The organism is Paenibacillus sp. FSL P4-0184 (assembly GCF_038004625.1).
In the GTDB taxonomy this organism is placed as follows: Bacteria; Bacillota; Bacilli; order Paenibacillales; family Paenibacillaceae; genus Paenibacillus_AQ.
Genome location: NZ_JBBORN010000001.1, coordinates 1,130,889 through 1,157,199, shown reverse-complemented (window position 1 = coordinate 1,157,199; position 26,311 = coordinate 1,130,889). Strand labels below are relative to the sequence as shown.

Annotated in this window: 18 protein-coding genes; 12 read left to right on the top strand and 6 right to left on the bottom strand. The window is 44.5% G+C overall.

What is annotated here, in order from left to right; all coding sequences use genetic code 11:
* The first annotated feature begins 63 nt into the window (after window positions 1-63).
* On the top strand, window positions 64-2,133 hold the full coding sequence (locus tag MKY52_RS04905; RefSeq protein WP_341050174.1) for a class I SAM-dependent methyltransferase: 2,070 nt from the start codon (window positions 64-66) through the stop codon (window positions 2,131-2,133).
* Between the two features lie 98 nt (window positions 2,134-2,231).
* Here the strand turns inward: MKY52_RS04905 and MKY52_RS04900 are convergent, their stop codons facing one another.
* A complete protein-coding gene (locus MKY52_RS04900; protein WP_341050172.1) occupies window positions 2,232-2,990 on the bottom strand; it encodes a hypothetical protein in 759 nt (252 codons plus the stop codon).
* A 225-nt stretch (window positions 2,991-3,215) separates the two neighbouring features.
* Between MKY52_RS04900 and arfA the strand changes: the two genes are divergently transcribed.
* Window positions 3,216-4,730 carry an arabinosylfuranosidase ArfA gene (gene arfA / locus MKY52_RS04895; protein WP_445670979.1) on the top strand — a complete coding sequence of 505 codons (1,515 nt, stop codon included), beginning with the start codon at window positions 3,216-3,218 and terminating at the stop codon, window positions 4,728-4,730.
* 58 nt (window positions 4,731-4,788) lie between these two features.
* On the opposite strand, the gene MKY52_RS04890 is transcribed toward arfA, so the two are convergent.
* A complete protein-coding gene (locus MKY52_RS04890) occupies window positions 4,789-5,676 on the bottom strand; it encodes a helix-turn-helix transcriptional regulator (protein ID WP_076299098.1) in 888 nt (295 codons plus the stop codon).
* 229 nt (window positions 5,677-5,905) lie between these two features.
* On the opposite strand from MKY52_RS04890, the gene MKY52_RS04885 reads away from it, so the two are divergent.
* From MKY52_RS04885 to MKY52_RS04870, 4 genes are all read left to right on the top strand, one after another.
* Window positions 5,906-7,249: an ABC transporter substrate-binding protein gene (locus MKY52_RS04885; protein WP_341050170.1), complete on the top strand. Its 1,344-nt coding sequence runs from the start codon at window positions 5,906-5,908 to the stop codon at window positions 7,247-7,249.
* Between the two features lie 158 nt (window positions 7,250-7,407).
* A complete protein-coding gene (locus tag MKY52_RS04880) occupies window positions 7,408-8,331 on the top strand; it encodes a carbohydrate ABC transporter permease (RefSeq protein ID WP_081382818.1) in 924 nt (307 codons plus the stop codon).
* Window position 8,332: 1 nt separating this feature from the next.
* A complete protein-coding gene (locus tag MKY52_RS04875) occupies window positions 8,333-9,193 on the top strand; it encodes a carbohydrate ABC transporter permease (protein WP_149646412.1) in 861 nt (286 codons plus the stop codon).
* A gap of 51 nt (window positions 9,194-9,244) precedes the next feature.
* Window positions 9,245-11,209 (top strand): glycoside hydrolase family 127 protein, encoded by a 1,965-nt coding sequence (locus tag MKY52_RS04870; RefSeq protein WP_341050168.1) that lies wholly within the window; start codon window positions 9,245-9,247, stop codon window positions 11,207-11,209.
* Between the two features lie 18 nt (window positions 11,210-11,227).
* On the opposite strand, the gene MKY52_RS04865 is transcribed toward MKY52_RS04870, so the two are convergent.
* Complete coding sequence (locus tag MKY52_RS04865) at window positions 11,228-12,118, bottom strand: AraC family transcriptional regulator (RefSeq protein WP_076299101.1); 891 nt, start codon at window positions 12,116-12,118, stop codon at window positions 11,228-11,230.
* A gap of 127 nt (window positions 12,119-12,245) precedes the next feature.
* Between MKY52_RS04865 and yicI the strand changes: the two genes are divergently transcribed.
* Complete coding sequence (gene yicI, locus MKY52_RS04860; RefSeq protein WP_340974210.1) at window positions 12,246-14,567, top strand: alpha-xylosidase; 2,322 nt, start codon at window positions 12,246-12,248, stop codon at window positions 14,565-14,567.
* Window positions 14,568-14,691: 124 nt separating this feature from the next.
* Window positions 14,692-15,858, top strand: a complete 1,167-nt coding sequence (locus MKY52_RS04855) for an SGNH/GDSL hydrolase family protein (RefSeq protein ID WP_341050167.1) — start codon at window positions 14,692-14,694, stop codon at window positions 15,856-15,858.
* Between the two features lie 104 nt (window positions 15,859-15,962).
* Here MKY52_RS04855 and MKY52_RS04850 read toward each other — a convergent pair whose 3' ends face one another.
* Together MKY52_RS04850 and MKY52_RS04845 are read right to left on the bottom strand one after the other, a co-directional pair.
* Entirely contained in the window at window positions 15,963-17,618 is a 1,656-nt protein-coding gene (locus tag MKY52_RS04850; protein WP_341050165.1) for a helix-turn-helix domain-containing protein, read from the bottom strand.
* Window positions 17,615-19,435 carry a cache domain-containing sensor histidine kinase gene (locus tag MKY52_RS04845; RefSeq protein ID WP_341050164.1) on the bottom strand — a complete coding sequence of 607 codons (1,821 nt, stop codon included), beginning with the start codon at window positions 19,433-19,435 and terminating at the stop codon, window positions 17,615-17,617. The genes MKY52_RS04850 and MKY52_RS04845 overlap by 4 nt, the downstream gene beginning before the upstream one ends.
* 136 nt (window positions 19,436-19,571) lie before the next feature.
* On the opposite strand from MKY52_RS04845, the gene MKY52_RS04840 reads away from it, so the two are divergent.
* The 4 genes from MKY52_RS04840 to MKY52_RS04825 all read left to right on the top strand — a co-directional run bounded on the left by MKY52_RS04840 (window position 19,572) and on the right by MKY52_RS04825 (window position 24,771).
* Entirely contained in the window at window positions 19,572-20,453 is an 882-nt protein-coding gene (locus MKY52_RS04840) for a carbohydrate ABC transporter permease (protein ID WP_076283845.1), read from the top strand.
* Window positions 20,453-21,286 (top strand): carbohydrate ABC transporter permease, encoded by an 834-nt coding sequence (locus MKY52_RS04835; protein ID WP_042185063.1) that lies wholly within the window; start codon window positions 20,453-20,455, stop codon window positions 21,284-21,286. Before MKY52_RS04840 ends, MKY52_RS04835 begins: the two co-directional genes overlap by 1 nt.
* 61 nt (window positions 21,287-21,347) lie before the next feature.
* Window positions 21,348-22,649, top strand: a complete 1,302-nt coding sequence (locus MKY52_RS04830; RefSeq protein WP_042185065.1) for an ABC transporter substrate-binding protein — start codon at window positions 21,348-21,350, stop codon at window positions 22,647-22,649.
* Between the two features lie 130 nt (window positions 22,650-22,779).
* Window positions 22,780-24,771: a beta-galactosidase gene (locus MKY52_RS04825; protein WP_341050162.1), complete on the top strand. Its 1,992-nt coding sequence runs from the start codon at window positions 22,780-22,782 to the stop codon at window positions 24,769-24,771.
* Between the two features lie 591 nt (window positions 24,772-25,362).
* On the opposite strand, the gene MKY52_RS04820 is transcribed toward MKY52_RS04825, so the two are convergent.
* Window positions 25,363-26,196, bottom strand: coding sequence for an AraC family transcriptional regulator (locus MKY52_RS04820; RefSeq protein ID WP_341050159.1), 834 nt, complete (start codon window positions 26,194-26,196; stop codon window positions 25,363-25,365).
* Window positions 26,197-26,311 lie beyond the last annotated feature (115 nt).

The window sequence follows — 26,311 nt, the reverse complement described above, 5'->3', positions numbered from 1 at the left end:
AACGGGAGTGTATATATAATAATAAGTCTTTTTAGTCTCCACTTTGGAGCGAAGGAGGAGTATATGCTGAAATCGTTGGAAGCCATCACTTTATACCGTGAAGGAATACAAGATCATTTGGAGGATAACCTCTGGCTGAAGCTTATTGTCCAAGCCGAGGAGCAGATTGTAAATTTGGAGCGTGTGGAATCTCTGGAGGAGTTGGACCACAGGAATCCCGTGCTGGATTATGTGGAACGCAGTTTGCAGCTGCTAGACCAGCTTCCCCGTTCGATTTGGATCAAAGAGCTTGTGGAAGAAACATTAATCTGGTCAGAAGCAGCTAAGGGTGGCACATTGAAGGAGCGGTTACTTTGGCAGGAGGAAGGCATTAACTGTTTTGTACATAACATTGGCTCCGCACAGTTATACGGGAAACATTTGAGCGGTACGGTCTCTGACAAAAGTTCACTGGTTCATCGGCTTATTGAAACCCATGGACTGATAGGACAGCAAATCCGTGGGGAGGTGCCTCCGGAAGTAAATAAGCCGCTTCGTGATCTTGTGGAGGAACAGTTACTGACTGCCGAGGAACTTGAACGCTTGCTAACCGTACTCAATCATTGCATCATCGGAGCTGTATCTCCCGAGCTATGGCTGAATGTAGAGCATGAAGTGAAACAGCTTATCACTCTGATTGCATCCGGTGAACTTGCTAGTCCAATGCCGATGAAAGAAAGACTGCGCAGAATGCGGCTAGGTCCGATCTCTAGAGGAGAGGATTTCACTACCGAATGGGCAAAGCTGACACAGGAAGGCTTCCATGCGGAACGGTTGGAGTCTTTAAGTAACACTATCTTCTGGTATGTGGAATCTGCAATGCAGACCTTCTCGTTAGAGCAATTTCTGAAGGTGATGTCGCTTGCAGCTCAAAGGGCTCAGAATGAACCCCTAGGCCATATCAGCTTCGAGCAGGTTATGAACAGCATTTACTATGACTACAAGGGTGTTAAGAAGATCAATGTTTATAAGAAGCGGATTATAGAAAAATATTTATCAGAGCTTACATGGGAGGATATCGAAAAAGGGATTTTACCTGATGAGAATCCTCATCTAATGCTTCGTCCATATGCTAAGGAGCATCTGCCAGACACGGTGTTTTTTCAGTTCCAATTCTCGGCAGCGGCAGAGAAGCTGATCGAATTCTGTATGGAAGCTGAAAAATCGCCCTTGTATGAACGTGCTGTGTTGCTGTTATTCGACTTGTTCGAGCTACGCAGAGACGCCTTCGACCGTTTTCATAATGAAGATACCTACTTAAGTCAAATGAATAATACCGCAGATTATAAGGCGGTGATTCTGGAGCATGTCATTGGGAAAAAAGTGCTGGATATCGGCCCTGGCGGCGGTGTGCTGCTGGATTTGCTGGAAGAGCGGATGCCAGAGGTTACCCCTATCGGCATTGATATATCGAGCAATGTAGTGGAAGCTCTGCGGCAGCGCAAGCAACGGGAAGGTCGTCAGTGGGAGGTCCTGCAGGGAGATGCGTTGAACCTTGAAGATTTCGTAGAGGCTGGAACGGTGGGTACGGTAATCTTTTCTTCGATTTTGCATGAGCTATATTCTTATGTGCCGCTTAATGGTAAAAAGTTCAATCATGACACCGTCTCGGCCGCCCTGCGAAGTGCTTTTGATGTATTGTCAGTGGGCGGGGTTATCATTATCCGTGATGGGATTATGACTGAACCCACAGCATTGCTGCGGAAAGTTCGTTTTCTGGAGGAGGACGGTATGGCGTGGCTGGAGCGTTATGCGAAGGATTTTGCCGGACGTCAGCTTCAGTATCAGAGATTAGGGGAAGAAGAAGTACTCATGCCTGTTAATGATGCCATGGAATTTTTATATACGTATACCTGGGGCGAGGAGGCTTACATTCATGAGGTCCAAGAACAGTTTGGTTACTTTACCCCTACGGAGTTTGCCTCATTTATTGAACAGACTTTAGGAAAGCAGGCGAAGATTGAAGTCTTCCGGCATTACTTGCAAGAAGGTTATACCGAAGCGCTGCGCGATAGAGTAAGGTTCATGGATGAGAGCGGACAGGAAGTGGCCTTGCCAGACAGCACCTGCTTTATCGTGATTCGGAAGGAATAGTTGAAAGATAACATCATCTGCATATAAAAAAGCAATCGGCAACCCCTTTGATGTGGTAGGGGTCCGATTGCTTTTTCTATATAGAGATTTTGTCTTTGTTAGATTAGTATTTCTAGCTGCGACTTATCAGAATCTTCGGCTAAACGCTGAATTTCTTGGTAGGTGGCTAATTTCTCAGTCCGTTCCTGATCTTTAATTTTATCTCCGGTGTCTTTTATGGTATCGCCTAACGTTTCATTCATTTCCGATATTCTATCTTCGATTTTGGATAGCTGCTCACGTTTGGCTGTTGCAGAATGAGTAGAACGAGCTTCATCCGATTCGATTTCCTTGGTCAGAACTCTTGCCTCGCCATGCATCTTAGAATGGGTAGAAGAAACTACCTCCATTTGTGAAACATTTTGGCTTATAGCAACAATCGTATTCAATCTTTCGTTTTGTATCTCTTGCTCGGTTTTAGGTTCATCCGATAGATCTTCTTTTTGAGCTTTTTCTAAGTTCTTTTGTTGCTCTTCAAAGGTGTACTTCGCAATTTGTTGGTCAATGGTTTGGAGCTGTTTATCGAATTCCTTAAGTTGATCTTGAATAGAATCAAGGTTATGTGAGTTTTTGGTGGTTCTTTCAATTAGGCTGTTCTTGCTATCGATGATACTCTGTTTTTGTTTAAGTAGAGAATCAACCATTCCGCTCATTTTTGATTGATTTTGAAAAGCTGCTTTTGCAGATTTGCTTATCGATAAGTGGTCTCCGCTACCACTTGTCTTGCTGTTTGAATTTATGGTTTTATCGTTAGTTTGGTGACTAACAGCTACATTAAGTCTCGTTCCCATAGCAGAGGTCATATTCGTTATATTCATAGCTCATTCTCCTCCTACGACGATAAGATCTATCTATAATATATCGGTAGATGAACAGGAAGAATTAATAAAGAAATAGTGGTTGGAAATTTTAAAAAAGTAGTTCAATATCTTGATATTCATTCCACTCTGATGTTGTTAGTATTAGTAATATAACGCTTACTTGTAGGTTGTAATTGTTTAAGTAGTGGAACTAATCAACATAACTGAAGACGAGAGAGAGTGATGACCATGTCGAAAAAGGCCAAGATGACCATAGAAAAGGAATTCAAACTGGCTGAGGTAGATCCTAGAATTTATAGCTCGTTCATTGAGCATTTGGGACGTGCGGTATATGGAGGGATATATGATCCGGGCCATCCTTCAGCAGATGAACACGGATTTCGGCAAGATGTAGCTTCAATGATCGGAGAGATTGGTGTGCCGATGATTCGTTATCCTGGAGGTAATTTTGTATCCGGTTACAATTGGGAGGATGGAGTAGGACCAGTAGCAGATCGTCCTCGAAGACTGGAATTAGCATGGCGAACGACAGAACCCAATGAAGTAGGCACGAATGAATTTATTCGCTGGGCAAAAGGAATCCGTTCGGATGTTATGATGGCGGTCAATCTAGGGACGAGAGGCGTAGATGCGGCACGAAATCTGCTTGAATATTGCAATCATCCCTCTGGCTCTTATTATAGCGATTTGAGAAGATCTCATGGCTTCGAGGAGCCGCATGGCATTAAGACTTGGTGTCTTGGCAACGAGATGGACGGTCCTTGGCAAATTGGCCAGAAGACAGCAACCGAATATGGGAGACTAGCAAGCGAAACCGCTAAAGCGATGAGACTGGTTGATCCGAGCATAGAGCTGGTGGCTTGCGGAAGCTCATTCCGTTCCATGCCTACCTATGCTGAGTGGGAGGCTACTGTGCTGGATTATACTTATGAGCAGGTTGATTATCTGTCCCTGCATACCTATTACGGAAATGCAGAGAACGATACGGCAAACTATCTTGCTAAATCACTGGATATGGATCTTTTTATAAAAGAAATCGTCGCTGTATGTGATTGTATCAAGGCAAAGAAACGCAGTAAGAAGACGATGTATCTTTCCTTCGATGAATGGAATGTCTGGTTTCATACCCTGGAGTCAGACAAGCAGATTGACCCTTGGCAAGTAGCACCAGCTCAACTGGAGGACCAGTATACATTTGAAGATGCACTGATGGTCGGAAGTATGTTGATCACGCTACTGAACAATGCCGACCGAGTAAAGATTGCTTGCTTGGCTCAGTTGGTTAATGTGATTGCACCTATAATGACCGTAAGTGGAGGCTTAGCTTGGCGTCAAAGTATTTTCTATCCCTATATGCATACGTCCTTGTATGGCCGGGGAACGGTGCTGCATCCTATCGTGTCTTCACCTTTATATGACAGTAAGGATTATACGGATGTACCGCTGCTAGATTCCAGTGTAGTTTATAACGAAGAGAATGAGGAACTGGTTATTTTTGCGGTAAATAAAAGTCTGGAAGACATGTTGCTGCTGGAATGTGATATTCGAGGATTTGAGGGATATCGTGTGATTCAGCATACCGTGCTGGAGAACGCGGATGTAAAAGCAGTAAATACAGTAGCACAGCAAGCTACGGTAACACCACATGATCGTGGGGATGCAAAAGCGGTCGACGGGCACCTCACGGCGTCCTTATCTAAATTATCTTGGAATGTTATTCGCTTGCAACGTGCTTAAGTGATTAATTGAAGAAACGGTTCTCGTCCTTTTAAGGGCGCCAACCGTTTCTTCTTGTCTATTTACAGGTGAATTTTCGTCTGAAATTTGAGGGAGAGATCCCTTCTTTCTTGGAGAAGCAGGAAGAGTAATAAGTAATATGATGAAAGCCAACCTCTTCAGCAATACGTGCAATGGACCAGGAGGTCTGGATTAACAGTCTTTTGGATTGCTCCAGGCGATAGGACAGAAGGTATCCCATAGGCGTTACACCGTATATTTTCAGCATATTTTTAGCGAGGTAGTTGGGATGATAGTTGAGCTCCTTTTGAAGGAGGGAGTTGGTCACCTCACGTGTGTAGTTTTGCCGAATGAACAGCTCAATCTTCTCAGCCAGTTGAATGGCGGTTGCATCTGACGCCTCGGCAAGATCACGGTCTAAGAATTGCAGGAACTGTTGGAAGGAGGCTTGACGCTTCCAGTTACGCATCGACTGGGGCTCCTGTTCCAGCTGGAAAAAGAACTCCAGCACCTCCATTGCTTTTTGTGAGATTTCCATATGTTTCGGAATAAAGATCGAACATACATCACAGTGATTCAAATATGCTTTCTGTTTATGGTTCTCGATGAGCTCGCTCTGATTATCCAGACATTCGTTCATATCCTGACACTCTTTCCAGCTACCAAAGGTCTGAAAATGAATCCAAATGATTTCGGTTTCTATAGGACAGGGGGCGAAGCCATAATGATGTGCGTCTGGACGAAGGATGAGAAATTGGCCTTCTTTTAATTCCCACTGCAAATCGTTCTCTGCGATTGGCAGGATGCCCTTCTTAACGATGATGAGATCAAACACACCGATGCAGTTTCGACTGATATGATAGTCTCCAGCATCGTAATGGGCACGGCCACAGTCTATGAAATAAGGAATAGGTGGTGTGATAAAGTGGAGAATCGGGGAGCTCATCTTACACCTCCAAAAGGTTGTAATTTTTAAAAATCAGGTTGTAATCGATCGTTTATTTTCATGATATAACATGTATTATTATAAATAAAGCGTTTCCTTTTAATGTTGTAATAATGTAATCCAATGCACAATGTTGAAGCGGTATTTTGGTACAAGCTACGTTGTGTAAGCGCTCCCCAACTTACTCCCTAAGGGGTTAAGTATATAAATCATTCAAGGAGGAAGCTGAATGAAAAAGGCATCACTTTTCACGATGGTTATATTGTTGATTGTAGTTATGGGGCTCAGCGGTTGTGGTGGAGGAAATAAAGAAAAAACTTCAAACAACCAGCCAGCAAAAACGAACGAAAGCAAAGGGAATACGGATACCGCCACTAAGACGGAAGCGAAAAAAGTCATCTTCTGGACCTTTGTGGATGCGCACCAAAAATTCTATGAGAGTATGGCGGACAGCTGGAATGAAAGTCATCCGGATGAACAGATTGCTCTAGAAGCTACAACCATTCCTTATGATGACATGCATACCAAGCTACTGTTGGCACTGCAATCAGGCGTGGGTGCACCGGATTTAGTTGATATTGAGCAAAGTAAATTTCCGAATTTCATGAAAGGGAAACCGCAGCTTGTATCTCTGAACGACATACTGGAGCCTGAGCTCGGAAATATCGTCAAATCGAGAGTAGACATATACAGTAAAGACGGCACTTATTACGGGATTGATTATCATGTAGGCGCAACTGTAATGTACTACAACAAGGAAATCCTGGATCAAGCTGGTGTGAACGCAGATGATATTAAGCTGTGGAGTGATCTGGAAACGGCAGGTAAACAGGTGCTTGAGAAAACAGGCAAGCCGATGATTACCTTTGAAGGGAACGGAAACTGGTCTTGGTGGCCAGCGATTAGTCAACAGGGTTCAGACCAAGTGGATGCGGACGGAAATGTAACCGTTGACAATCCGATTAATGTGAAGACGATGGAGTTCTTTCAAAAGCTAGTGAAGGAGGGTGTTGCTGCTGTAGCTCCGGGCGCGGGTCACGATACTGAGGAGTATTTTGGATACATGGATTCCGGCAGTGCAGCTTCAGTATTTATGCCTTTCTGGTTTATGAATCGCTTCACAGACCATATTCCTGATCTGAAGGGAAAAGTGATTATTCGTCCAATGCCAGCATGGGAAGAAGGCGGTAATCGTTCAGCAGGGATGGGCGGTACAGCAACTTCTATTACGAACCAAACCAAAGAAGAGGCTTTACTAAAGAAATTCTTGTCTTATGCCAAATTGTCTAAAGAAGGCAATATTCAAATTTGGAAACAGCTCGGGTTTGACCCGATTCGTACGGATGTATGGACAGATCCGGCGATGAAAGAAGCGAATAAATTCACTGATTATTTTGGGACTGATATTTTTGATACGCTCATTAGCGTTAAAGATGAGATCGCTCCAGTTAATATCCGTGAGAAATCACCTGAAGTATTTGATGCCGTTCGCAATAAGGCGATGCCAGAAATTTTTAAAGATCTGAAAGATCCGGCCCAAGTACTTAAAGACGTGCAGGCTAGTCTGAAGTAGGAATCATAAAGCATCATGTTCTATTGGTTGTCTGTCATCCCCTGCACGATAAAGAGTACCGTTATAAGTGAGCGAGTACGAGACACGGGGTGACAGACAATAAGTAGACGAAAGAACCCGCGGATGTGGGGGGATTTAACCCGACTGGAGGTAACGTTATGCAAATAGAAAGGGAGATCGTTCACACTACAAAGCGAAGATATCAACTGGGCAATTCGCAAAAAATAGCGCCTTATGTATTCGTGTTACCCTTTATTTTGTCTTTTCTTATTTTCTTTGCTTATCCACTGGTTAACGCTGTCATTATGAGCTTTCAGGAAGTATTACCCGGAGAAACATCCTTCGTGGGTTTAGATAATTATGAAAAGCTATGGAATGAAAATTTCGGGGCAGCGTTGTTTAACAGCACGAGGTATACACTCTGGACGTTGCTTCTTTTAATACCAGTTCCGATGGTGCTGGCTGTATTTTTGAATTCGAAGAAAATGGTAGCAAGTAATTTTTTTAGATCGACTATATTTATTCCTGCTTTGACTTCCGTAGTTGTTGCTGGGGTGATCTTCCGTCTCATTTTCGGTGAATTGGATGGGGCTTTGATGAACACGATTCTTCATTTGTTTGGGCTCGAGAGCAAGCAGTGGTTGTACAGTTCGAATCTAGCAATGTTTGCGCTGCTTGTGCTCGCGGGCTGGCGATGGATAGGCATTAATGTACTGTACTTCTTATCTGCACTGCAGAGTATTCCCGGTGAACTCTATGAGGCAGCTGAAATCGATGGTGCAGGTAAAATGCGTAAATTCATGAGGATTACGGTTCCACTTTTGAAACCGATCACGGTGTATGTCGTGACGATTACTATATATGGCGGTTACGCCATGTTTACAGAAAGCTATATGCTGTGGGCGGGTAAGCCATCGCCGCAAAATATCGGGCTTACAATGGTAGGTTACATCTATCAACAAGGTTTCCAGTATTTCGATCTCGGTTTTGGGGCGGCAATTGGCATTACACTGCTGGCGATTACACTGGTGGTCAGCTTGGTGCAATTAACACTTACCGGCTTGTTTAAGAAGGAGGAATAAGATGATGCAGGATAACAAAAAAAATAAATTTTCTGCGGCCTCCATACTACTATTACTCTTGTTCCTTATTCTTGCAGTGTTCATGCTGTTTCCATTGTATGCATTATTTCTAGCATCCCTTAAACCGGCTACAGAATTATTCCGCTATGGATTGAATGTCAGGCTAGATTTCAATCTGATGAGTTTGGATAACTATAAGAGTATTTTTTCAGGTGTGGGTGCGGCAGGTAATTATTTTGCATGGTATAAGAATAGTGCAGTGATTACAACACTCTTTACATTGTTGAGCTTGCTGCTCTCCTCTATGGTAGGTTACGGGCTAGGAATGTACCGATTCAAAGGCCGGAGCCTGATCTTTACGCTCGTTCTTGTTGTAATGATGATTCCGGTGGAGATCATTATTCTTCCACTTTATAAATTGACCATCTCACTGAAGCTGATTAACACCATTTGGGGCGTTATCTTGCCGTTTGTGGTGGCGCCGCTGCCGATATTCTTCTTTCGCCAGTTTGCACTGGGTCTACCGCGAGACTTCATGGATGCTGGTCGAATAGACGGATGCACAGAATACGGGATCTTCTTCAGAATCATGGTGCCGCTGATGGCTCCGGCCTTTGGTGCAATTACGATTCTGCAAGCGATGAACAGCTGGAATAACTTCTTGTGGCCACTTATTGTGCTACGGACAACCGAACAATTCACTCTGCCCATTGGGCTCGCTTCATTTGTGTCCCCACTAGGTAACAATTATGATGCGCTGATTGCGGGTGCGGTGCTAGCCATCCTGCCTATTTTACTTCTGTTTCTGTTCTTCCAGCGTTTCTTTATTGAAGGATTGACGGTTGGCGGAGTCAAGGGATAGACCAGATGTAGTGTGAATTTACACCCTACAGAGAAGAGAGGAGATTCTAACATGAGTCAGTCAGTTGCAACACACGAGGTAAGGAAAAATCAAATTCAGGACCCGTTCTGGTCAGAATATATTCGTCTAGTGCGTGAGGTTATGGTTCCCTATCAATGGGAGGCGCTGAACGATCGTATACCAGGAGCAGAGCCAAGCCATGCCATTCACAATTTTAAAATCGCCGCTGGACTTGAGCAGGGCGAATTCTACGGCATGGTATTTCAGGACAGCGATGTGGCTAAGTGGTTAGAAGCAGCAGCCTATTTAATAGAGGAAAAACGTGATCCTGTGCTGGAGAAGGTCGTAGACGGTGTTATTGATATTATCGTCAAGGCTCAGCGGGAGGATGGGTATCTTAATACTTATTTCACGCTTAAGGAACCAGGTCGTGAGTGGAGTAATTTGGCGGAATGCCATGAGCTGTACTGTGCAGGGCATATGATTGAAGCTGGGACAGCCTATTATAAGGCAACGGGTAAAAGAAAGCTGCTGGATGCCGTTTCGCGGTTTGCGGATTACATAGATACGGTATTTGGACAGGAGCCAGGGAAGCTGAAGGGTTATGATGGGCATCAGGAAATTGAACTGGCTCTCGTCAAACTGTACCATGCCACAGGTAATGAGAAGTATTTGAACCTGAGTCGCTATTTCTTGGATCAGCGGGGGGAGAAACCTCATTATTTTGAGCAGGAGTGGGAGAAGAGGGGAAGAGGATTACATTTTCCCCAATTGTCGATGGTTCACGATCATCAGTACAGTCAGTCTCATCTGCCTGTGAGGGAACAGGGCAAGGCTGAAGGACATGCGGTACGTTTGGTTTATATGTGTACAGCGATGGCAGATATCGCTGCTGAAACCGGGGATGCTGGAATGCTGGCAGCTTGCTGCGAATTATGGGATAACATCGTCAATAAACGAATGTATATCACCGGCGGTATTGGCTCGATGGAGCAAGGAGAATCCTTTACCGCCGATTATGACTTACCGGGTGATTTAGCATACGCTGAGACTTGTGCATCGGTTGGACTGATATTCTTCGCCAAGCGTATGCTGCGTTTACACCAAGACTCCAAATATGCTGATGTGATGGAGAGGGCGTTATACAATACCGTAATCAGCGGGATGTCACTGGACGGGACGAAATTCTTCTACGTGAATCCGCTGGAGGTCTATCCGGAGGTACTTGGTAAAAATAAAAATTATAACCATGTGAAGGCCGAACGTCAGGGGTGGTTCAGCTGTGCTTGTTGCCCTCCGAACGTCTCTCGTCTACTCGCTTCGCTCGGACAGTATGTTTATACCGTTCAAGATGCTTCTATCTATGTGCAGCTTTACATTGGCGGGCAGCTGGAAGCCGTAATAAACGGGGCATCGGTTAGGATTGAGCAACAGTCTCTATACATCTCTGAAGGAAAATCCAGATTTATTATCACTCCTGAACAGACCAGTGAGTTCACGCTCGCACTTCGTATGCCGGAATGGTGCGACCAAGCTGAGGTTACAGTGGATGGAGGGAACAAGACTTATTTTGCAGGAGATAAGAATGGTTATATCGAGCTGACTCGTGAATGGAAACCCGGAGAAGAGGTTGAAATCTCATTCTCTATGCCGGTCCAGATCATGAAGAGTCATCCGCAAGTCAGACAGACGTTTAGCAAAGTCGCACTGCAGCGCGGGCCGTTCGTATATTGCATGGAGCAGGTGGATAACGGTAAAGGTTTGTATCAGCTTCAGCTTCCACGGAAGACGGAGTTTACGATCTCAGAACAGATGGGCTCCCCAGGAGGCGTGAAAGTGATTCGGGCAGCCGGACAGCGTATGAAACCCACGGAGGAATGGGCGGATGAACTATACCGCAGTGATTCTCTCTGGAGCATGGAACCTGCGGAGTTGAAATTCATCCCATACTTTACCTGGGCAAACCGCGGGATTGGTGAGATGACAGTTTGGATTCAAGAAGCGACCGATGAATAGAAGTCGAACAACAAGATGTCAACGGGACCCCTTCCTAAACTCCGAAGGTGAGCATTTCATCGCTCTGCGAAACACTTTAATAAAATAGCTCACATTATCAAATCCGACCTCGAATGCGATGTCGGATATTTTTCTGTTGCTTTGTTGCAGTAGATCGGCGGCTTGGCGAATTCGGTAAGAGTTAATGTAATCTACTGGAGTCTTACGGGTCATTTCTTTGAAAAAGCGGCAGAACTGTCCTTCACTCATGGGAATAAGGTCGGAGAGGTCCCGAGTTCGAATCGGCTCCTGATAGTTATCCTGAATATAGAGAATAATCTTCTTAAGTCGATTGATCTTAGTAGTATCAGCGTCATCCAGCTGGCTGCGGTTTACAAAACGATCCTCTGGAGCAATCAGCGAGAGCATGATGAGTAACGTGCCTTTAATAAAAGCTTCAAACCCGGGAGATTGCGCAGCGTAGGCGTCCATCATGCGTTCTAAGTGTCGCAGAAGTTCATGCTGCCATTTCACAGCCGGTGTTAGGTGGCGAGGAAAGCTTTGTCTTTTCTCCTGAAGGGGTAAGATGGTGTTCTGCTGGATCGTATCATATTGGGCACTAGCGAGAAGATCAGGAAGAAACACGAGCGCACAAAATTTGCAGGGCGTATCTTCGTTCAGTACATAGGCAGCATGAATATCACCGGACTCGATAAATACAGCCTCACCGGCTTTAAGTGGGAAATATTCGGTATCCACCTGAAACAGAATTTCTCCTTCGAGCAGCATAAAAAACTCCGCTTCTTCATGCCAATGGGTATCGAGGACATGTGTTCCAGCCGGTAATTCTATCCAATAAGCTGCAAGCGGAAACATGCTATCGCCATGCACTCTGTCTTCTTTTAGCAAACTCTGGGTTGTACGGTCCATAAATGCCACTCCTTTCGGATAAAACATCAAAATAGTGTTATAAATGAGCTATATAGTATTAGTTTTGTTTATTTTTTATCGGTATAATGCAACTATAAACACCAAATTGAAAGGTGGCAAGTACACAATGAAATTTACTGATGGTCTCTGGCTGGTGCGTGATGGTATCACGATTAACGGTGCAGTTCAAAATTATGTTGTAGAAAAGACTCCAGATGGATTAACAGCAATTACTCAAACAACTCCAATCACAGGGCGTTCAGCGACGCTGAATTCAACCCTGCTTACTGTAAAATTTCATTCCCCGCTTCCAGGTGTGGTAGGGGTTAAGATTATTCATCATGATGGCGTACAAGAACGCGGTCCAGTCTTCGAACTCACGAAAGGTACTGGAGATCACGTTAAGATTGAAGAAAACGATTCCGAGACTGTGCTGATCAGCGGCGGACTGCGTGTAGTGATTCGCAAAGGCCAACAATGGGCTGTGGATTTCTATCGTGGAGACGAGAGAATTACAGGCAGCGGTTTCAAGTCCATGGCTTATATCACGGATCAAGACGGCAACACGTATATGCGTGAAGAGCTGGATCTCGGTGTAGGTGAATTCGTATATGGTTTGGGTGAGCGTTTTACCGCTTTTGTAAAGAATGGACAGACCGTAGATCTTTGGAACAAAGACGGTGGCACTAGCTCCGAGCAAGCTTATAAGAATGTTCCTTTCTATGTAAGCAGCAAAGGCTATGGCGTATTTGTTAACCATCCTGAGTTGGTTTCTTATGAGATCGCTTCGGAAAAAGTGAAAAAAGCGCAATTCAGCGTAGCTGGAGAAAGCTTAGAATACTTCGTGATTGATGGTCCTACCATCAAAGAAGTTATCAGCAACTACACATCACTTACTGGCAAACCTGCACTTCCTCCAGCTTGGACATTCGGCCTGTGGCTGACGACCTCTTTCACTACCGACTACGATGAAGCAACCGTAAACTCCTTCGTAGATGGTATGGCAGAGCGCGATCTGCCACTGAGCGTATTCCACTTCGATTGTTTCTGGATGCGTGAATATCAATGGACCGATTTCCAGTGGGATGAGCGCGTATTCCCTGACCCAGTAGGCATGCTGAAACGCCTGAAAGATAAAGGGCTGAAGATCTGCGTATGGATCAACTCTTATATCGGGCAACGTTCCCGCTTGTTTGAAGAAGGCAAGAAAAATGGTTATCTGCTCAAAAAACCTAACGGTGACGTTTATCAATGTGATTTGTGGCAAGCAGGTATGGCACTGGTGGACTTCACCAACCCTGCGGCTTGTGAATGGTATGCCGGCTACCTGCGTGATTTGGTAGATATGGGCGTAGATAGCTTCAAGACAGATTTCGGCGAGCGTATTCCTACAGATGTAGTTTACTTCGACGGATCTGATCCGATGAAAATGCACAACTACTACACTCAATTGTATAACAAGGTTGTATTTGAAGTGCTAGAAGAGAAGCTTGGTAAAAATGAAGCGGCATTGTTCGCACGTTCTGCAACTGCCGGTGGCCAACAGTTCCCAGTTCACTGGGGCGGTGACTGCTACGCAGATTATGAATCCATGGCAGAGAGCCTTCGCGGTGGATTGTCTCTAGGATTGTCTGGTTTCGGTTTCTGGAGTCATGATATCGGGGGCTTTGAGAACACGGCTCCGGCACATGTATTCAAACGCTGGTTGGCGTTTGGACTATTGTCCAGTCACAGCCGTCTGCATGGTAGCACTTCGTACCGTGTGCCTTGGGCTTATGATGATGAAGCTTGTGATGTTACCCGTTTCTTCACCAAACTCAAATGTAGCTTGATGCCTTATCTGTATGATGTAGCAGGACAGGCTCATGAACATGGCTGGGCTTCTATGCGGGCTATGGTTATGGAATTCCCGGAAGATCCTACTTGTGAGGTATTGGATCGTCAATACATGTTAGGTGAATCCTTGCTTGTAGCCCCAATCTTCCAAGAAAACGGCGAGGCGAAGTACTACTTGCCGGCTGGTCGCTGGACTCACTTGCTTACTGGTGAAACCGTACAAGGTGGATCATGGCGCAAAGAGAAATATGATTTCTTTAGCCTGCCACTATTCGTTCGCCAGAATTCCTTGCTGGCAATCGGCAGTGTGGATAACAAACCGGATTACGACTATGCGAATGGCGTTAAATTCGGCTTATATTCACTTGAAGATGGCACTACGACTTCTGCAACCGTTCGTGATCTCAAAGGTACTCCTGAATTGACTGTGAAGGCTGACCGTAAAGGCAGTACGGTAACAGTTACTGCGGAAGGTAGCGGTAAAGAATTCTCGCTTTCACTTAAAGATCTGGGAGCTATCGCTTCTGTAGAAGGTGCAGAGCAAGTAGATGAAACTACAGTAAAAGTAAACGCAGGTGCAAAAACCGTATCGTTTACGATTACATTGAAATAAGATTGTTTCTTAAAGCATATTGATATAGCCATTACCTCTCTTGTAAACTGGGTGGACGATCTGTTCCCTTGGTTTATTGGAGAGGTTTTAGTGTTACAATCTTATTGAATAACGGGGGAACGTTATGGATACTAATTTAACAAAGGGAAGTGGAGTATTGAACCAGATGGAATATACCTCAGCAACGGTTCTTTCAACTGCAGCGAATTTTATAATGAATAGGCAAGAACCGTTTACGCATACCTTCCGGACTTTTATTCGTTTAAGGGAAAATGGTACGTTGAAGTTAAAGTTCTGGCATAGCAACGCGGTGGATTCTACATGGGATCAAGGGCAAGAAGCTGTAGGCAGTGAACCTGGAGGCGACTGGGTTATCGAGACAGCTTATATCGCTGACGGAGGAACAGAACCAGACGGAACGATAACTGAAAATACACAGCATGCGCTTACCTTTGAGGGCAAAGCCTCAAAATCCGTTGCGGCTGGCGAATGTTTCTGGAGTGATGAGACAAGCATTGTTCTGCCGGAGGGTCATTACTTGGCGTTTACGTGGACGATTAAGACACTCACTGCAGGTAAATCGATTCCTTTCAATGTTGAAGGGATGCTGGTTTCAGCTTATGACGCGCCCGGAAATCTTGCCGCACAACAATCAGCGGATGGTTTTACAGCGTCTGATAATCTTTTGGTACTGCCAAGCTTCATTGGGTATAAGAAATCTGTTACCAAGAAACTAGTATTCTTGGGGGATTCGATTACTCAAGGTGTGCGGACATTAAAGGATGAGTACGAATATTGGGTCGCGAGAATTGCGGATGGCCTTGGCACGGATATTGGTGTATGGAATCTTGGCTCTGGCTGGGCTAGAGCTTATGATGTCGCCGCGGATGGTCCATGGCTAAACAAAACTAAGCAAAGTGATGAAGTGATGATCGTACTCGGAGTAAATGATATTGATATTGGCTGCCGTTCGGCGGACGAGCTTCTTGGTGACTTGCAGACCATTATTTCTAAGATCAAGGGGGCAAATGCTGAAGCTAATATTATTCTAAGTACGGTGCCACCGTTCAATTTTCAGGGTGAAAGAGAAGAAACTTGGCGCAAGGTGAATCGTGAGATTTTGTCTAATCCGCCTATAGGTGTGAGCCGGGTGTTTGATATAGCAAGCCTATTGTCATTGTCTGCACCAGACGATCACCGGATCAGACCAGAGTTTATGAGTGGAACAGACGACCCACATCCGAACGGCATAGCCGGTAAGACGGTCGCGGACGCCTTTTTAAAAATATAAGAAAATATAAGTTTCACGCTATACATTATCTTTATATTTCTACGAGAAACGGTTGTCTTCCATAAAGGAGACAACCGTTTCTCGTAGCGTGGTATTAATTAAATTTAAAACTGGTTTCGATAGTCCTTGGGTGATACACCAACCTGTTTCTTGAATACCTTGCTAAAATACTTCACATCATGAAACCCCACCATTTCGGAAATTTGCGACAGCTTTAGACGAGGGTTCTGCATAAGCAATTTAGCTTTATCTATCCGGACGTTAACGATGAAATCGGAGAAATTAATGCCGTATTCCTGTTTGAATCGGCGTGAAATATATTCGCGGCTAACAAAAAACTTTCCGGCAATCTCCTGTAAGGATAGATCAGAGGCATAATTGAGTTCGATATATTTCACGATATCATGCATAGGATTGCTTTCTTTAGCTTGTTTAGCGGCTATCACTTTTGATATTCGCTCCATCAGATCAAATGACCAGTCACGCCAAGCAAATAAGGAGAACGAGTAACCATTCGTATAAGGAGCTGGGTGAAGCTGGTCGGCCTGTTCTAACTCGGCTAGTGCGCTATCGGCATCAGGACCTAACGTTTCCCGTACCAACTGGGAACGAAATAAGAGTGCATCATTCTTCCACGAGTTTAGAATCTCCGGTGTAACAATTCCGCATCGGCTAAGCTCGTCCACCCAGTGCTGTGCTGCCGCGGACAATACATCAGAGCTTCCGCTGATGACCGCCATTTTCCAATCTTCCTTCACATGTGCGAAGATCGTCGGCGATGCATGTCCTTGAATTTCTGTCTTTGCGGTTTCATTGCGCTCTTTAAACTCTTCGGAGGAAGTAGAAAAATGGCAGTAATCCTCATGAATTAATAAATTTCTACGCTGTAAGGCCTCAGCCACCTCTGCACGCTGATAAGATAATTGCTTAGGCAGGCTGCCGATGCAGCTAATTCCGAAATGCATTCGGACCTGCAAAGTAGAGTAGATACCCTGATTAATTCTCCCTATAAGCTCGACAACAGACGTTTGGATATCCCATAGAATGATGGCAATCTCCGAAGGACCTCCCCAGTAACGAAAAGCCACACCCTTACGCTGACCTTGCAAAAATTCATTACAAATATTGACGATAGCGTAGTTCAGGAGACCGGTGTCTCCTCCAAAACGGTTAAGTAGGAGATTATTTCCTGTATCTGTCTGCACCAGTATTAGGCGCGAAGAGAGGACGTTGTCCGGGATAATGCCATCGCTTCGCAACCTTCGAAGAGATAATTCCGAGTTGATCGGATCATCGATTAGCGCGGATAGCAGTTTTTCTCCGTAGATGGGCTTGAACTCATTAAGCTGAATGTTCTGCTTCTGTCGTTCGCTACGGTCAGCTTCCTCTGAACGCCAAGCAGCCACTGCCTTAGCGATTGCTACATTGATTGCCTCCGCTTCAATGGGCTTAAGGATATAATCAATTCCACCATGACGAACAGTCTGGCGCACGAACTCGAAATCATTATGTCCGCTGACCACAATGAATTTGATGTTGCCGGCAAATTCGTTAACCCATGTCATTAATTCTACGCCATTACCGGATTCCATCATCATGTCCATAATGACCAAGGCTGGTTTCGCTTGCCGAATGATCTCAATAGCTTCATTTCCGTTTCCGGCTTCCAGAATTTCATCTATTTGATGTGCGTTCCAGTCGACAAGAAGTCTAACAGCTTTTCTAACTCTCGCCTCGTCATCAACAATTAACGCCTTCATATCGTCTCACGCTCCGCTATAATGTCTATTTCCAGTCTTACAACCACTCCACCTGCTCTGAGGTTGTCCACCGTCAAGATGGCGCTATCTCCGCATACGAGCTTGAGCCGAGCCAGAACGTTCGGCAGACCAATACCAGATCCAGTAGCTTCCTTGTCTTGCTCTGTATTTCTTAATAAATCTATATCTGTTCTAGTGGAATGTTGAAGCTTCTGCCGCAAAAGATCCAGTTTCGTTGAAGGAATAGCATTTCCGTTGTTTTGAATACAGATTTCCATTCGCTTGTCGCCCAATTTGGCCGCGGTGATCTCAACAAATCCGTCTGAGCGGGAATGGTTAAAACCGTGTTTGAAATAGTTTTCTACAATAGGCTGCAGAATCATCTTAGGCATAAATTTCTCTAAAAGAGCTTCCTCCATATCGTAACGGAAACTGAATTTATTTTCAAAACGTTCCTTCTGTAGTTCGATGTAAGCTTTGACATGATCCAGTTCATCCTTAACCGTGACAATCTTCTCCTCATTGTACATGCTGTAGCGCATCATTTTCGCTAGTGCAGAAAGAAGTGAGTAGATTTGGGGTACTTTAAGCTCCAAGGCAAGCGTACCGATGATCTGCAAGGTGTTGTTAAGGAAATGCGGATTGATTTGCGCTTGCAAAGCCCGCAATTCATTCGTTTTATTAGTTAATTCCAGCTTGTATTCTCTCAGGATCAGATTGTTGATCGTATCCATCATACTGCGGAACCGTTCTGTAACGACACCGATCTCGTCTTTGCCCATGGGGCGGATATCGATATCAAGCTTCCCGGTCTGGACCTGATTCATATAGCGGGTCAACTGCTTAATCGGGGCGGTGATTCGAAAAGAGATTAGGATCGTTAACGTTGTAATTGTAATCAGCAGCAGGACCATCAGTGCTATATTGATCGTTGCCGCCTCATTGGCTTCTCGGAAAAGATAAGATACGGGAATCTGCTTCACCAGCGTCCAATTTAACCCTGGACCTTCGATATTCTGGTAGATAAACATAGCTTTGTCCTCTTCAAAGTATCCTTGTGAGCTTTGCTTGTCCCTGATATTCGTATCGTACCAAGCTGCATTCAGTTTCTTGCCGTATTCTTCACTATTGTCCCCGTAGACAATGTTTCCGTTGCCATCCAGCAGCCAGATTTTCTCCTGCTTCTGATCAGATAACTGACTGATGATGTCGGTTAGAGCCGTTAGCTTGACATCAATCGACAGGTAGCCAAGCGCTTTTGTGGTAGGGACTCTTTCGATTCTTCTGTGTAAGGTAAACACTGGCTCCGGTATAAATTGCGGGATCGGTGCCGTTAGGCCGTAGCTATGACTTAAATGCGTACTCTGTAAGGATACCGCAGAATCGGTAGATATCTTGGAGTCAGGATAAGGTGGAACACCCTGCCAACGTTTTGGTGTATTTTGGGTGAGCAGAGTGGCTTTGCTGTCCTTGACACCGTATAAATAGACCTGAGATATGTCAGGCATAGATGATGAAATGTAATTTAGAGAAGAATAAATTCGTGCATTTGCTAGCATATCCTCGTATCCAGCTTCGAGAGATCTGTAGAATTCTGAATCTGAATAGACGATAAGGGAGAGTCGATTGATTTCCTGAATCAGACTTTCAATGTTTCTAGTACCTTGAAAGAGAAGGTTCGTGTTCTCATCTACTGCTCTTGTTCTTAAGGATTGAGTACTAAAGTGGTAGCTTATAAACATCGTGGCCATAATACAAATTAGTGTTGGAAGTAGGATGAAAACGATCATTTTTGTGCGAATCGTGTTCCATTTCATCGAAATTTGTCACATCCGATCAATATTTTACACCTGAAAGATCACTTCCGTAGGTGTGAGGTGCGCTCAAAAAAACAGATAATATGTGTATAAAGCATAAACAAGTAAGTGAGCAAAAGAAAGGGGGGGACAATAAATGCGCGGCACTAAGTTGTCCCAGTTAGGTCAACAGGTATTCTTCGTTGGTCCTGCAGTTTTGTTTTTTACCTTAATAACGATTATCCCATTTATCATGGGGATGTATTACTCCTTCACAGACTGGAACGGTGTATCCGGTAATGTAAGTTGGGTCGGATTTCAAAACTTCACCACTATATTTACGAATGACCCCGACTTCTGGTCTTCCTTTTGGTTTACCGTAAGATTTACTGTGTTAGGTGTAATTTTGACTAACGTGGTAGGGTTTTTCCTAGCTTATCTGTTAACGAAACCATTAAAGACACGTAACATGCTTCGGACGATCTTCTTTATGCCGAACGTTATTGGGGGATTATTGCTCGGGTTCATCTGGCAATTTATCTTCATCAAAGGGTTCGCAACAATGGGAGAACTCACAGGCTGGTCGTTCTTTAATCTTCCTTGGCTGGGTGATGCAACAACCGGCTTCTGGGCGATTGTAATGGTTTTTGTTTGGCAGTCTTCCGGTTATCTGATGGTTATCTACATCGCTTCTCTCAGTAACGTATCGAAAGAAGTCCTGGAAGCGGCTGATATTGATGGTGCCTCTCGTTGGCAGGTACTACGCAACATTGTAGTTCCATTAATAATGCCTGCTGTAACTATTGGTTTGTTCTTGGCTATTTCTTGGTCCTTCAAAATGTTCGACCTTAACCTTTCCTTAACGAAAGGTGGACCGTTCAAATCTACTGAATCGGTTGCTATGAATATTTACAATGAAGCCTTCCTGAACAATCGTTACGGTCTGGGTACTGCTAAAGCGCTGCTGTTCTTCGTTATTGTGGCGATTATCACCCTGATTCAAGTCCGTATTACGAAGAGCAAGGAGGTAGAAGCTTAATGAACGCCAAGACAAAAAGCAGATGGAATATCGGCGTGGAAGTGTTGATGATTCTTCTGGCCCTGCTCTTCCTGTCTCCATTTTATTTCTTGCTAGCAAACTCAGTGAAATCCTTCGGTGAAATTCTGAGTGATGCTGCAAGCTGGCCACAGACATTTATGTGGTCGAACTATACAAGTGCTTGGAAATTGGCACGTTTCGGTGAAGCTTTCCGAAATTCGGTTATCATAACTGTTATCAGTGTTATTCTAATCTCTCTGTTTAGTGCGATGGCTTCTTATCGTATGGTTCGGGCGAATACGAAATTTAATCAGTTTTTGTTACTGTTGTTCGTAGCCGCAATGGTTGTTCCGTTTCAAACGATCATGATTCCAATCTTGAAAGTTGTAAATGTAATGGGAGTAAACAACTCCTTCCTGGGTTTGATTATTACGAATCTAGGGATCAGTGTTCCAATGGCAATCTTTCTGTTTCACGGCTTTATCAAGTCCGTTCCGCTTGAAATTGAAGAGGCGGCTACAGTTGATGGATGTAATCCGATTACCGTATTCTTCCGCATAGTACTTCCTTTGCTGAAGCCAATGGTAATGACAACGATCGTGCTTAATGCACTTGGGATATGGAATGACTATCTGCTGCCTTCCTTGATTCTTCAGGCACCAGAACTTCGGACCATTCCGCTGGCGACCTTCTCCTTCTTTGGTCAATACACCAAACAATGGGATATGGCGCTTCCAGCTCTCGTAATCGGGATTGCTCCAATTATCATTTTCTATCTATTCATGCAGCGTTACATTGTTGAGGGAATAGCGGCTGGCTCGGTGAAAGGTTAACACCGAGCCCTCCGTTCCAAATATTTCATAAGTAGTCCACTATCTTAAGGGGGAAAATATAATGAATAAGAAACGCTCGGCAGTTGCACTTTCGGCAGTAATGGCTATGAGTTTAGCATTAACAGCATGCGGTGGAGGCAATAACGCTTCTAGTAACTCACAAAATGGAAGCGCTGGCACAGATAAAGGTGAAGTAAAGACGGTTAAGATCTTTCAATTCAAAACTGAAATCGTTGAAGGTCTTAATGAGCTTAAGGTTGAATTTGAAAAAGAACACCCTAACATCAAGCTGGATATTCAAACCGTTGGTGGTGGTGCCGATTACGCTGCAGCACTGAAGACTAAGTTTGCTTCCGGCGACGCGCCTGACATTTTCTCAAATGGTGGATATGCTGAAATGGAGCTTTGGGGAGATAAGATGGAAGATCTGTCCGATCAACCTTGGGTGAAAGATCTGATTCCTATGGCAGCAGAGCCAATGACTAAAGACGGTAAAGTATACGGTATGCCAATGAACCTTGAAGGAATTGGTTTTGTATATAACAAGGACCTGTTCGAAAAAGCAGGCATCACTGAAACTCCTAAAACATTGTCACAACTAGAAGATGCAGCTAAGAAATTGCAAGCGATTGGCGTAACTCCTTTTGGTAATGCGTATCAAGAATGGTGGCTCCTTGGTAACCAAGGGATCAGCGTAGCATTTGCTCAACAAGATGATGTAAATGGCTTCATTAAGAGCTTGAATGACGGTACGGGTACAATCGTAGGTAACAAAGTGTTTGAAGATTGGAGCAACTTGCTCAACTTGACTTTGAAATACGGACAAAAAAATCCGTTGACTACAGATGCTAACACTCACTTGGCTATGTTTGCTAAAGGTGAAACTGCAATGATGCAAGAAGGTAACTGGGCACAAACCCTTGTTGATAACATTACACCTGACATGAACATCGGTATGTTCCCTATGCCAATCAATGAAGATGCTGCAAAGAATGACAAAATGACTGTAGGTATTCCTGCAAACCTTGTTATCAACAAAGATTCCGGATCTAAAGAAGAAGCTAAAACATTCTTGAACTGGTTGGTAACTTCAGATATGGGTAAAGAGTACATCGTTAAAAAATGGAAATTCATCCCTGCGTTGTCCACCATCGAAGCAACTCCTGAAGATATCGGTAAGCTTGGATCTGACGTATGGAACTATGTAAAAGAAGACAAAGTGTATGGTTTGCAATCCTCTAAATTCCCTGATGGTGTAACTCAAGAATTTGCTAGTGTGATTCAACAGATGATCGCTGGCAAGGTTGATGTGAATGGCTGGATGACAGGCATGCAAGCAGCTTGGGACAAGCTTAAGAAATAAGTGAAGCTCGTTCATAAAGAAGATTAAAATGGACTAGTGGTTAACAAAGGCGTTCTCCGTATACCTCATCATTATGAGACGGGGAGCGCCTTTTATTTTGATGATAACAAGATAGGGGGAGAGGACGTCGATGAAACGATATGATCTTATTCAGATAGGTGTGGACTATTACCCGGAGCATTGGGAAGAATCCATGTGGGAACCGGATATCAGATTAATGAAGGAAACAGGTGTCAAGGTAGTTCGAGTCGCCGAGTTTGCATGGAGCCGGTTAGAGATAGCGGAGGGCAATTACCAGTTCGGGTGGCTGGACCGCGCGCTGGATCTTTTTCATAAGTATGGATTACAGGTTGTGATTGGTACGCCCACAGCTACACCTCCTAGATGGTTAACTACGAAATTTCCGGACGTGTTGCCGGTATTTGCGAAGGGAGAGACCTTTCATCCAGGGGTACGCGGACACCGCTGCTATAATAGTACATCTTTGCGCGAATACGGAAGTCGTATCACGCAGCGACTTGCGGAGCACTATAGTAAACACCCGGCCGTTATTGGTTGGCAGACTGATAATGAATTCGGGATGTTAGATTGTCATTGTGATGCTTGTAATATAGCGTTTCGCAATTGGGTGAAAGCCAAATATGGCAGCCTTGATCGGGTGAATGCAGAGTGGGGAACGGTTGTGTGGAGTGGAGAATATAGCGATTGGAATGAGCTTACTGTTCCACTGGGCGGATCACCACACCAGAATCCATCATTCCTGCTAGATTATCAGCGGTTTCAGTGGGATTCGGTGGTAGCATTCCAGAAGACGCAGATTGATATTTTGCGGTCTGTTTGTCCGCAGCATTTTATCACTCATAACTTTCATAGCTATCCGCAGCGTCTGGATATGTACGCAGTCGGTGCTGATCTGGATTTCGCTGCATTTGACTATTATCCGAATACTTCGCCAACCAAGCAAGCGACAACACCAAATAGCGGAGCACTTTCACTAGATGTAACCCGTGGTATTAAACGTCAAAACTTCTGGATCATGGAGCAGCTAAGTGGTTCACCAGGTTGTTGGATGCCGATGTGGAGAACGCCGTATCCTGGGATGATTCGTGCTTATGCGTGGCAGACAATAGCCAGAGGTGCGGATACCGTCGTTCATTTCCGCTGGCGTAATGCAGTCGCGGGAGCAGAGCAATTCTGGCACGGACTGATTGATCACAGCAATGTCCCAGGACGAAGGTTTGCGGAGTTCACTCAGTTATGCCATGAGGTTAATACACTAGGGGAGAAGCTGACTGGAACGACGCTAAAGAATGAAGTAGCTATACTTCATTCTCATGAAGAAAAAGCAGCGCTGGATATTCAGCCTCAGGCTGAAGGATTCGATTACTATGAGAATATTAAACAGATACACCGTGCGGTGACGAAGCTCGGTATGGGTTGCGATGTTATCGATCTTAGACAATCGCTGGATGGTTATAAAGTAGTGATTGCTCCGAATTTATATTTGCTGGATGAGGAGATCGTACGTAGTTTGGAGGATTTTGCACTAGCTGGCGGAACTTTGCTTATTACCAATCGAAGTGGCGTGAAAACTACAAATAACATCGCAGTCATGCAACCACTACCGGGGCTACTGAGCTATTGCACAGGGGTTGAAGTGCTGGAGTATGATCCAATAGGTGCTGAAACCCATAAGGTCGTTGATGCTGAGGGGAACCAATATGAATGCACACAGTGGTGCGATATCCTAAGACCTGTTGTGGCATGGCCGATTGCTTGGTATGGCGATGATTTCTATAGTGGAACGCCGGCTGTAACCGTGAATGCTTTTGGAAAAGGTCAGGTTTATTACTTTGGGACTCATATGGAAGAGAGATTCTGGTCAGTTTTATTGGAGCGCCTTTCCAAACAGCAGGGGCTGTTTAGATTTGAGGGTTTGCCGGATGGAGTACAGACCTCTGTGCGTTCGGGAGATCAAGGAAGCTTCTTATTCTTGCTTAATTTGAGCCGTAAGCCGGTGACGGTCCCGTTGCCACGGGAGTATAGCAGTCTGCTGGATCACTTGATTTGTTCAGGAGAGCTGCAGCTTGAGCCGTATGGTGTGGATATTCTGGAGATGTAAAAGATTCTAAGTAATTGCACTCTGTGCAATAGAATTCCTTTTTGGGTGGGTGGATTTGAGATCTGTTGCAGATTGTGCAATCAGATTGGCAGGAAACGTCCATTTTGATGGGTTTCACCAGTTTCTATTGCACGAAGTGCAATAGAATGCTCGAAATGAGACAAAAAGGCAAATTCTATTGCATGAAGTGCAATTAAATGTACTCCTTGGGTCGGGAGAGCTGTCGAGACAAGCCAGTTAGTGCAGTGAAGAATGCTGCGTTTGGAGTGGAGGGTGAGTTTGTACGGTGCGGAATAGCTGCACTTTCTACACTTATTTTACGCTCTCGGGCTATGAAATGGATTTAGGTGTATTTAGTGCAGCTATAATGCGAAGTATCGCGGTTCACAGCCAAATGCCGAGGATATAACTGCACAGAATACACTTATATGGATATTTTGTGCTGAACAGGCTGATTTAAGTGTACAAAATGCAGTTACTCTGACACACATGCCATACTAATGAGATCCACACAGCGATGAGCTCTGTCATACGCAACCTTATGTAGCATTTCACTACGCAGGAGGCGATTAAGCAGTACACCTTAGAGTATTAGTGAAGTCGTCTAAACTGCTCCGGTGTAGTCCCTGACTGCTTGCGAAAGGTGGCAACATAATGGCTAACATCACGGAAGCCGACTCTCTGCGAGATGATTTTTACAGTAAGATCCGGCTGGCTTACAAGCATTTCTTTGCTTTTACGGATACGTAGCCGTACGAAATAGGCATAAGGAGATAGCCCAAAGGTTTGTATGAATAGATTGTTGAGATATCGCCCTGAGACGCCGAGCTGATCGGCTAGATCGTTAAGTCCGAGATCAGGATCACCATAATGGCTGTCCATCCATTTCAGAAGCGGCTGCAGCTTATCCACATTGCGGGATATCGTTGTGTTGTTATGCAGTTGCCCATATTTGCTTAAAGTAAGCAGAAAGCGATAAGCATCAGTGGAGGCAGTCAGACCAAACATGTCCTGTGAGGCATCATACTGATCAAGTATTTCTCTTAGCAGCTGGGAGAGAGGCGCCTCTTTTTCCCAGCGGTAAAAAGAATTCATATTCATCCCCAGCGTCTCCAAAATAGACCCTGCAGAGCTGCCTCCGAACGTTAAATAAGAGGTGCTCCAGTTAGCAGCCGAAGCTTTATAGCGATGTGGAGTATAGGGGAGAAGTAATACACCACTGCCTGCGGGAAGGGAGAAGCTTTTATTCTCAAAATGAATCACCCCTTCACCAGACGCCGTTTGGAGCCAATGATAGGTTTCGTAGCCATCTAAGCGGGATACTTTTTCCTGTTGATGATTGTGACCGATACTGTCTATTGTGATAGGTAGATCTTGTCCACCCTCATGGGGGAACACAATTCTACGATGCACGATTCCCTTCAATGACTCCATCTCCTCTTGGTTCCATATTCTTATATGCTGGGAAGATTATTTTATATTTATAGCGTAAGGTTAACCGATTACAATATATATATAATTATACTATAAAGGATGTGCG

What these genes read in the sequence shown, in the direction of transcription:
- MKY52_RS04905 (WP_341050174.1), top strand. Translation starts at nt 64, where the DNA reads ATGCTGAAATCGTTGGAAGCCATCACTTTATACCGTGAAGGAATACAA.
- MKY52_RS04900 (WP_341050172.1), bottom strand. Translation starts at nt 2,990, where the DNA reads ATGAATATAACGAATATGACCTCTGCTATGGGAACGAGACTTAATGTA.
- arfA (WP_445670979.1), top strand. Translation starts at nt 3,216, where the DNA reads ATGACCATGTCGAAAAAGGCCAAGATGACCATAGAAAAGGAATTCAAA.
- MKY52_RS04890 (WP_076299098.1), bottom strand. Translation starts at nt 5,676, where the DNA reads ATGAGCTCCCCGATTCTCCACTTTATCACACCACCTATTCCTTATTTC.
- MKY52_RS04885 (WP_341050170.1), top strand. Translation starts at nt 5,906, where the DNA reads ATGAAAAAGGCATCACTTTTCACGATGGTTATATTGTTGATTGTAGTT.
- MKY52_RS04880 (WP_081382818.1), top strand. Translation starts at nt 7,408, where the DNA reads ATGCAAATAGAAAGGGAGATCGTTCACACTACAAAGCGAAGATATCAA.
- MKY52_RS04875 (WP_149646412.1), top strand. Translation starts at nt 8,333, where the DNA reads ATGATGCAGGATAACAAAAAAAATAAATTTTCTGCGGCCTCCATACTA.
- MKY52_RS04870 (WP_341050168.1), top strand. Translation starts at nt 9,245, where the DNA reads ATGAGTCAGTCAGTTGCAACACACGAGGTAAGGAAAAATCAAATTCAG.
- MKY52_RS04865 (WP_076299101.1), bottom strand. Translation starts at nt 12,118, where the DNA reads ATGGACCGTACAACCCAGAGTTTGCTAAAAGAAGACAGAGTGCATGGC.
- yicI (WP_340974210.1), top strand. Translation starts at nt 12,246, where the DNA reads ATGAAATTTACTGATGGTCTCTGGCTGGTGCGTGATGGTATCACGATT.
- MKY52_RS04855 (WP_341050167.1), top strand. Translation starts at nt 14,692, where the DNA reads ATGGATACTAATTTAACAAAGGGAAGTGGAGTATTGAACCAGATGGAA.
- MKY52_RS04850 (WP_341050165.1), bottom strand. Translation starts at nt 17,618, where the DNA reads ATGAAGGCGTTAATTGTTGATGACGAGGCGAGAGTTAGAAAAGCTGTT.
- MKY52_RS04845 (WP_341050164.1), bottom strand. Translation starts at nt 19,435, where the DNA reads ATGAAATGGAACACGATTCGCACAAAAATGATCGTTTTCATCCTACTT.
- MKY52_RS04840 (WP_076283845.1), top strand. Translation starts at nt 19,572, where the DNA reads ATGCGCGGCACTAAGTTGTCCCAGTTAGGTCAACAGGTATTCTTCGTT.
- MKY52_RS04835 (WP_042185063.1), top strand. Translation starts at nt 20,453, where the DNA reads ATGAACGCCAAGACAAAAAGCAGATGGAATATCGGCGTGGAAGTGTTG.
- MKY52_RS04830 (WP_042185065.1), top strand. Translation starts at nt 21,348, where the DNA reads ATGAATAAGAAACGCTCGGCAGTTGCACTTTCGGCAGTAATGGCTATG.
- MKY52_RS04825 (WP_341050162.1), top strand. Translation starts at nt 22,780, where the DNA reads ATGAAACGATATGATCTTATTCAGATAGGTGTGGACTATTACCCGGAG.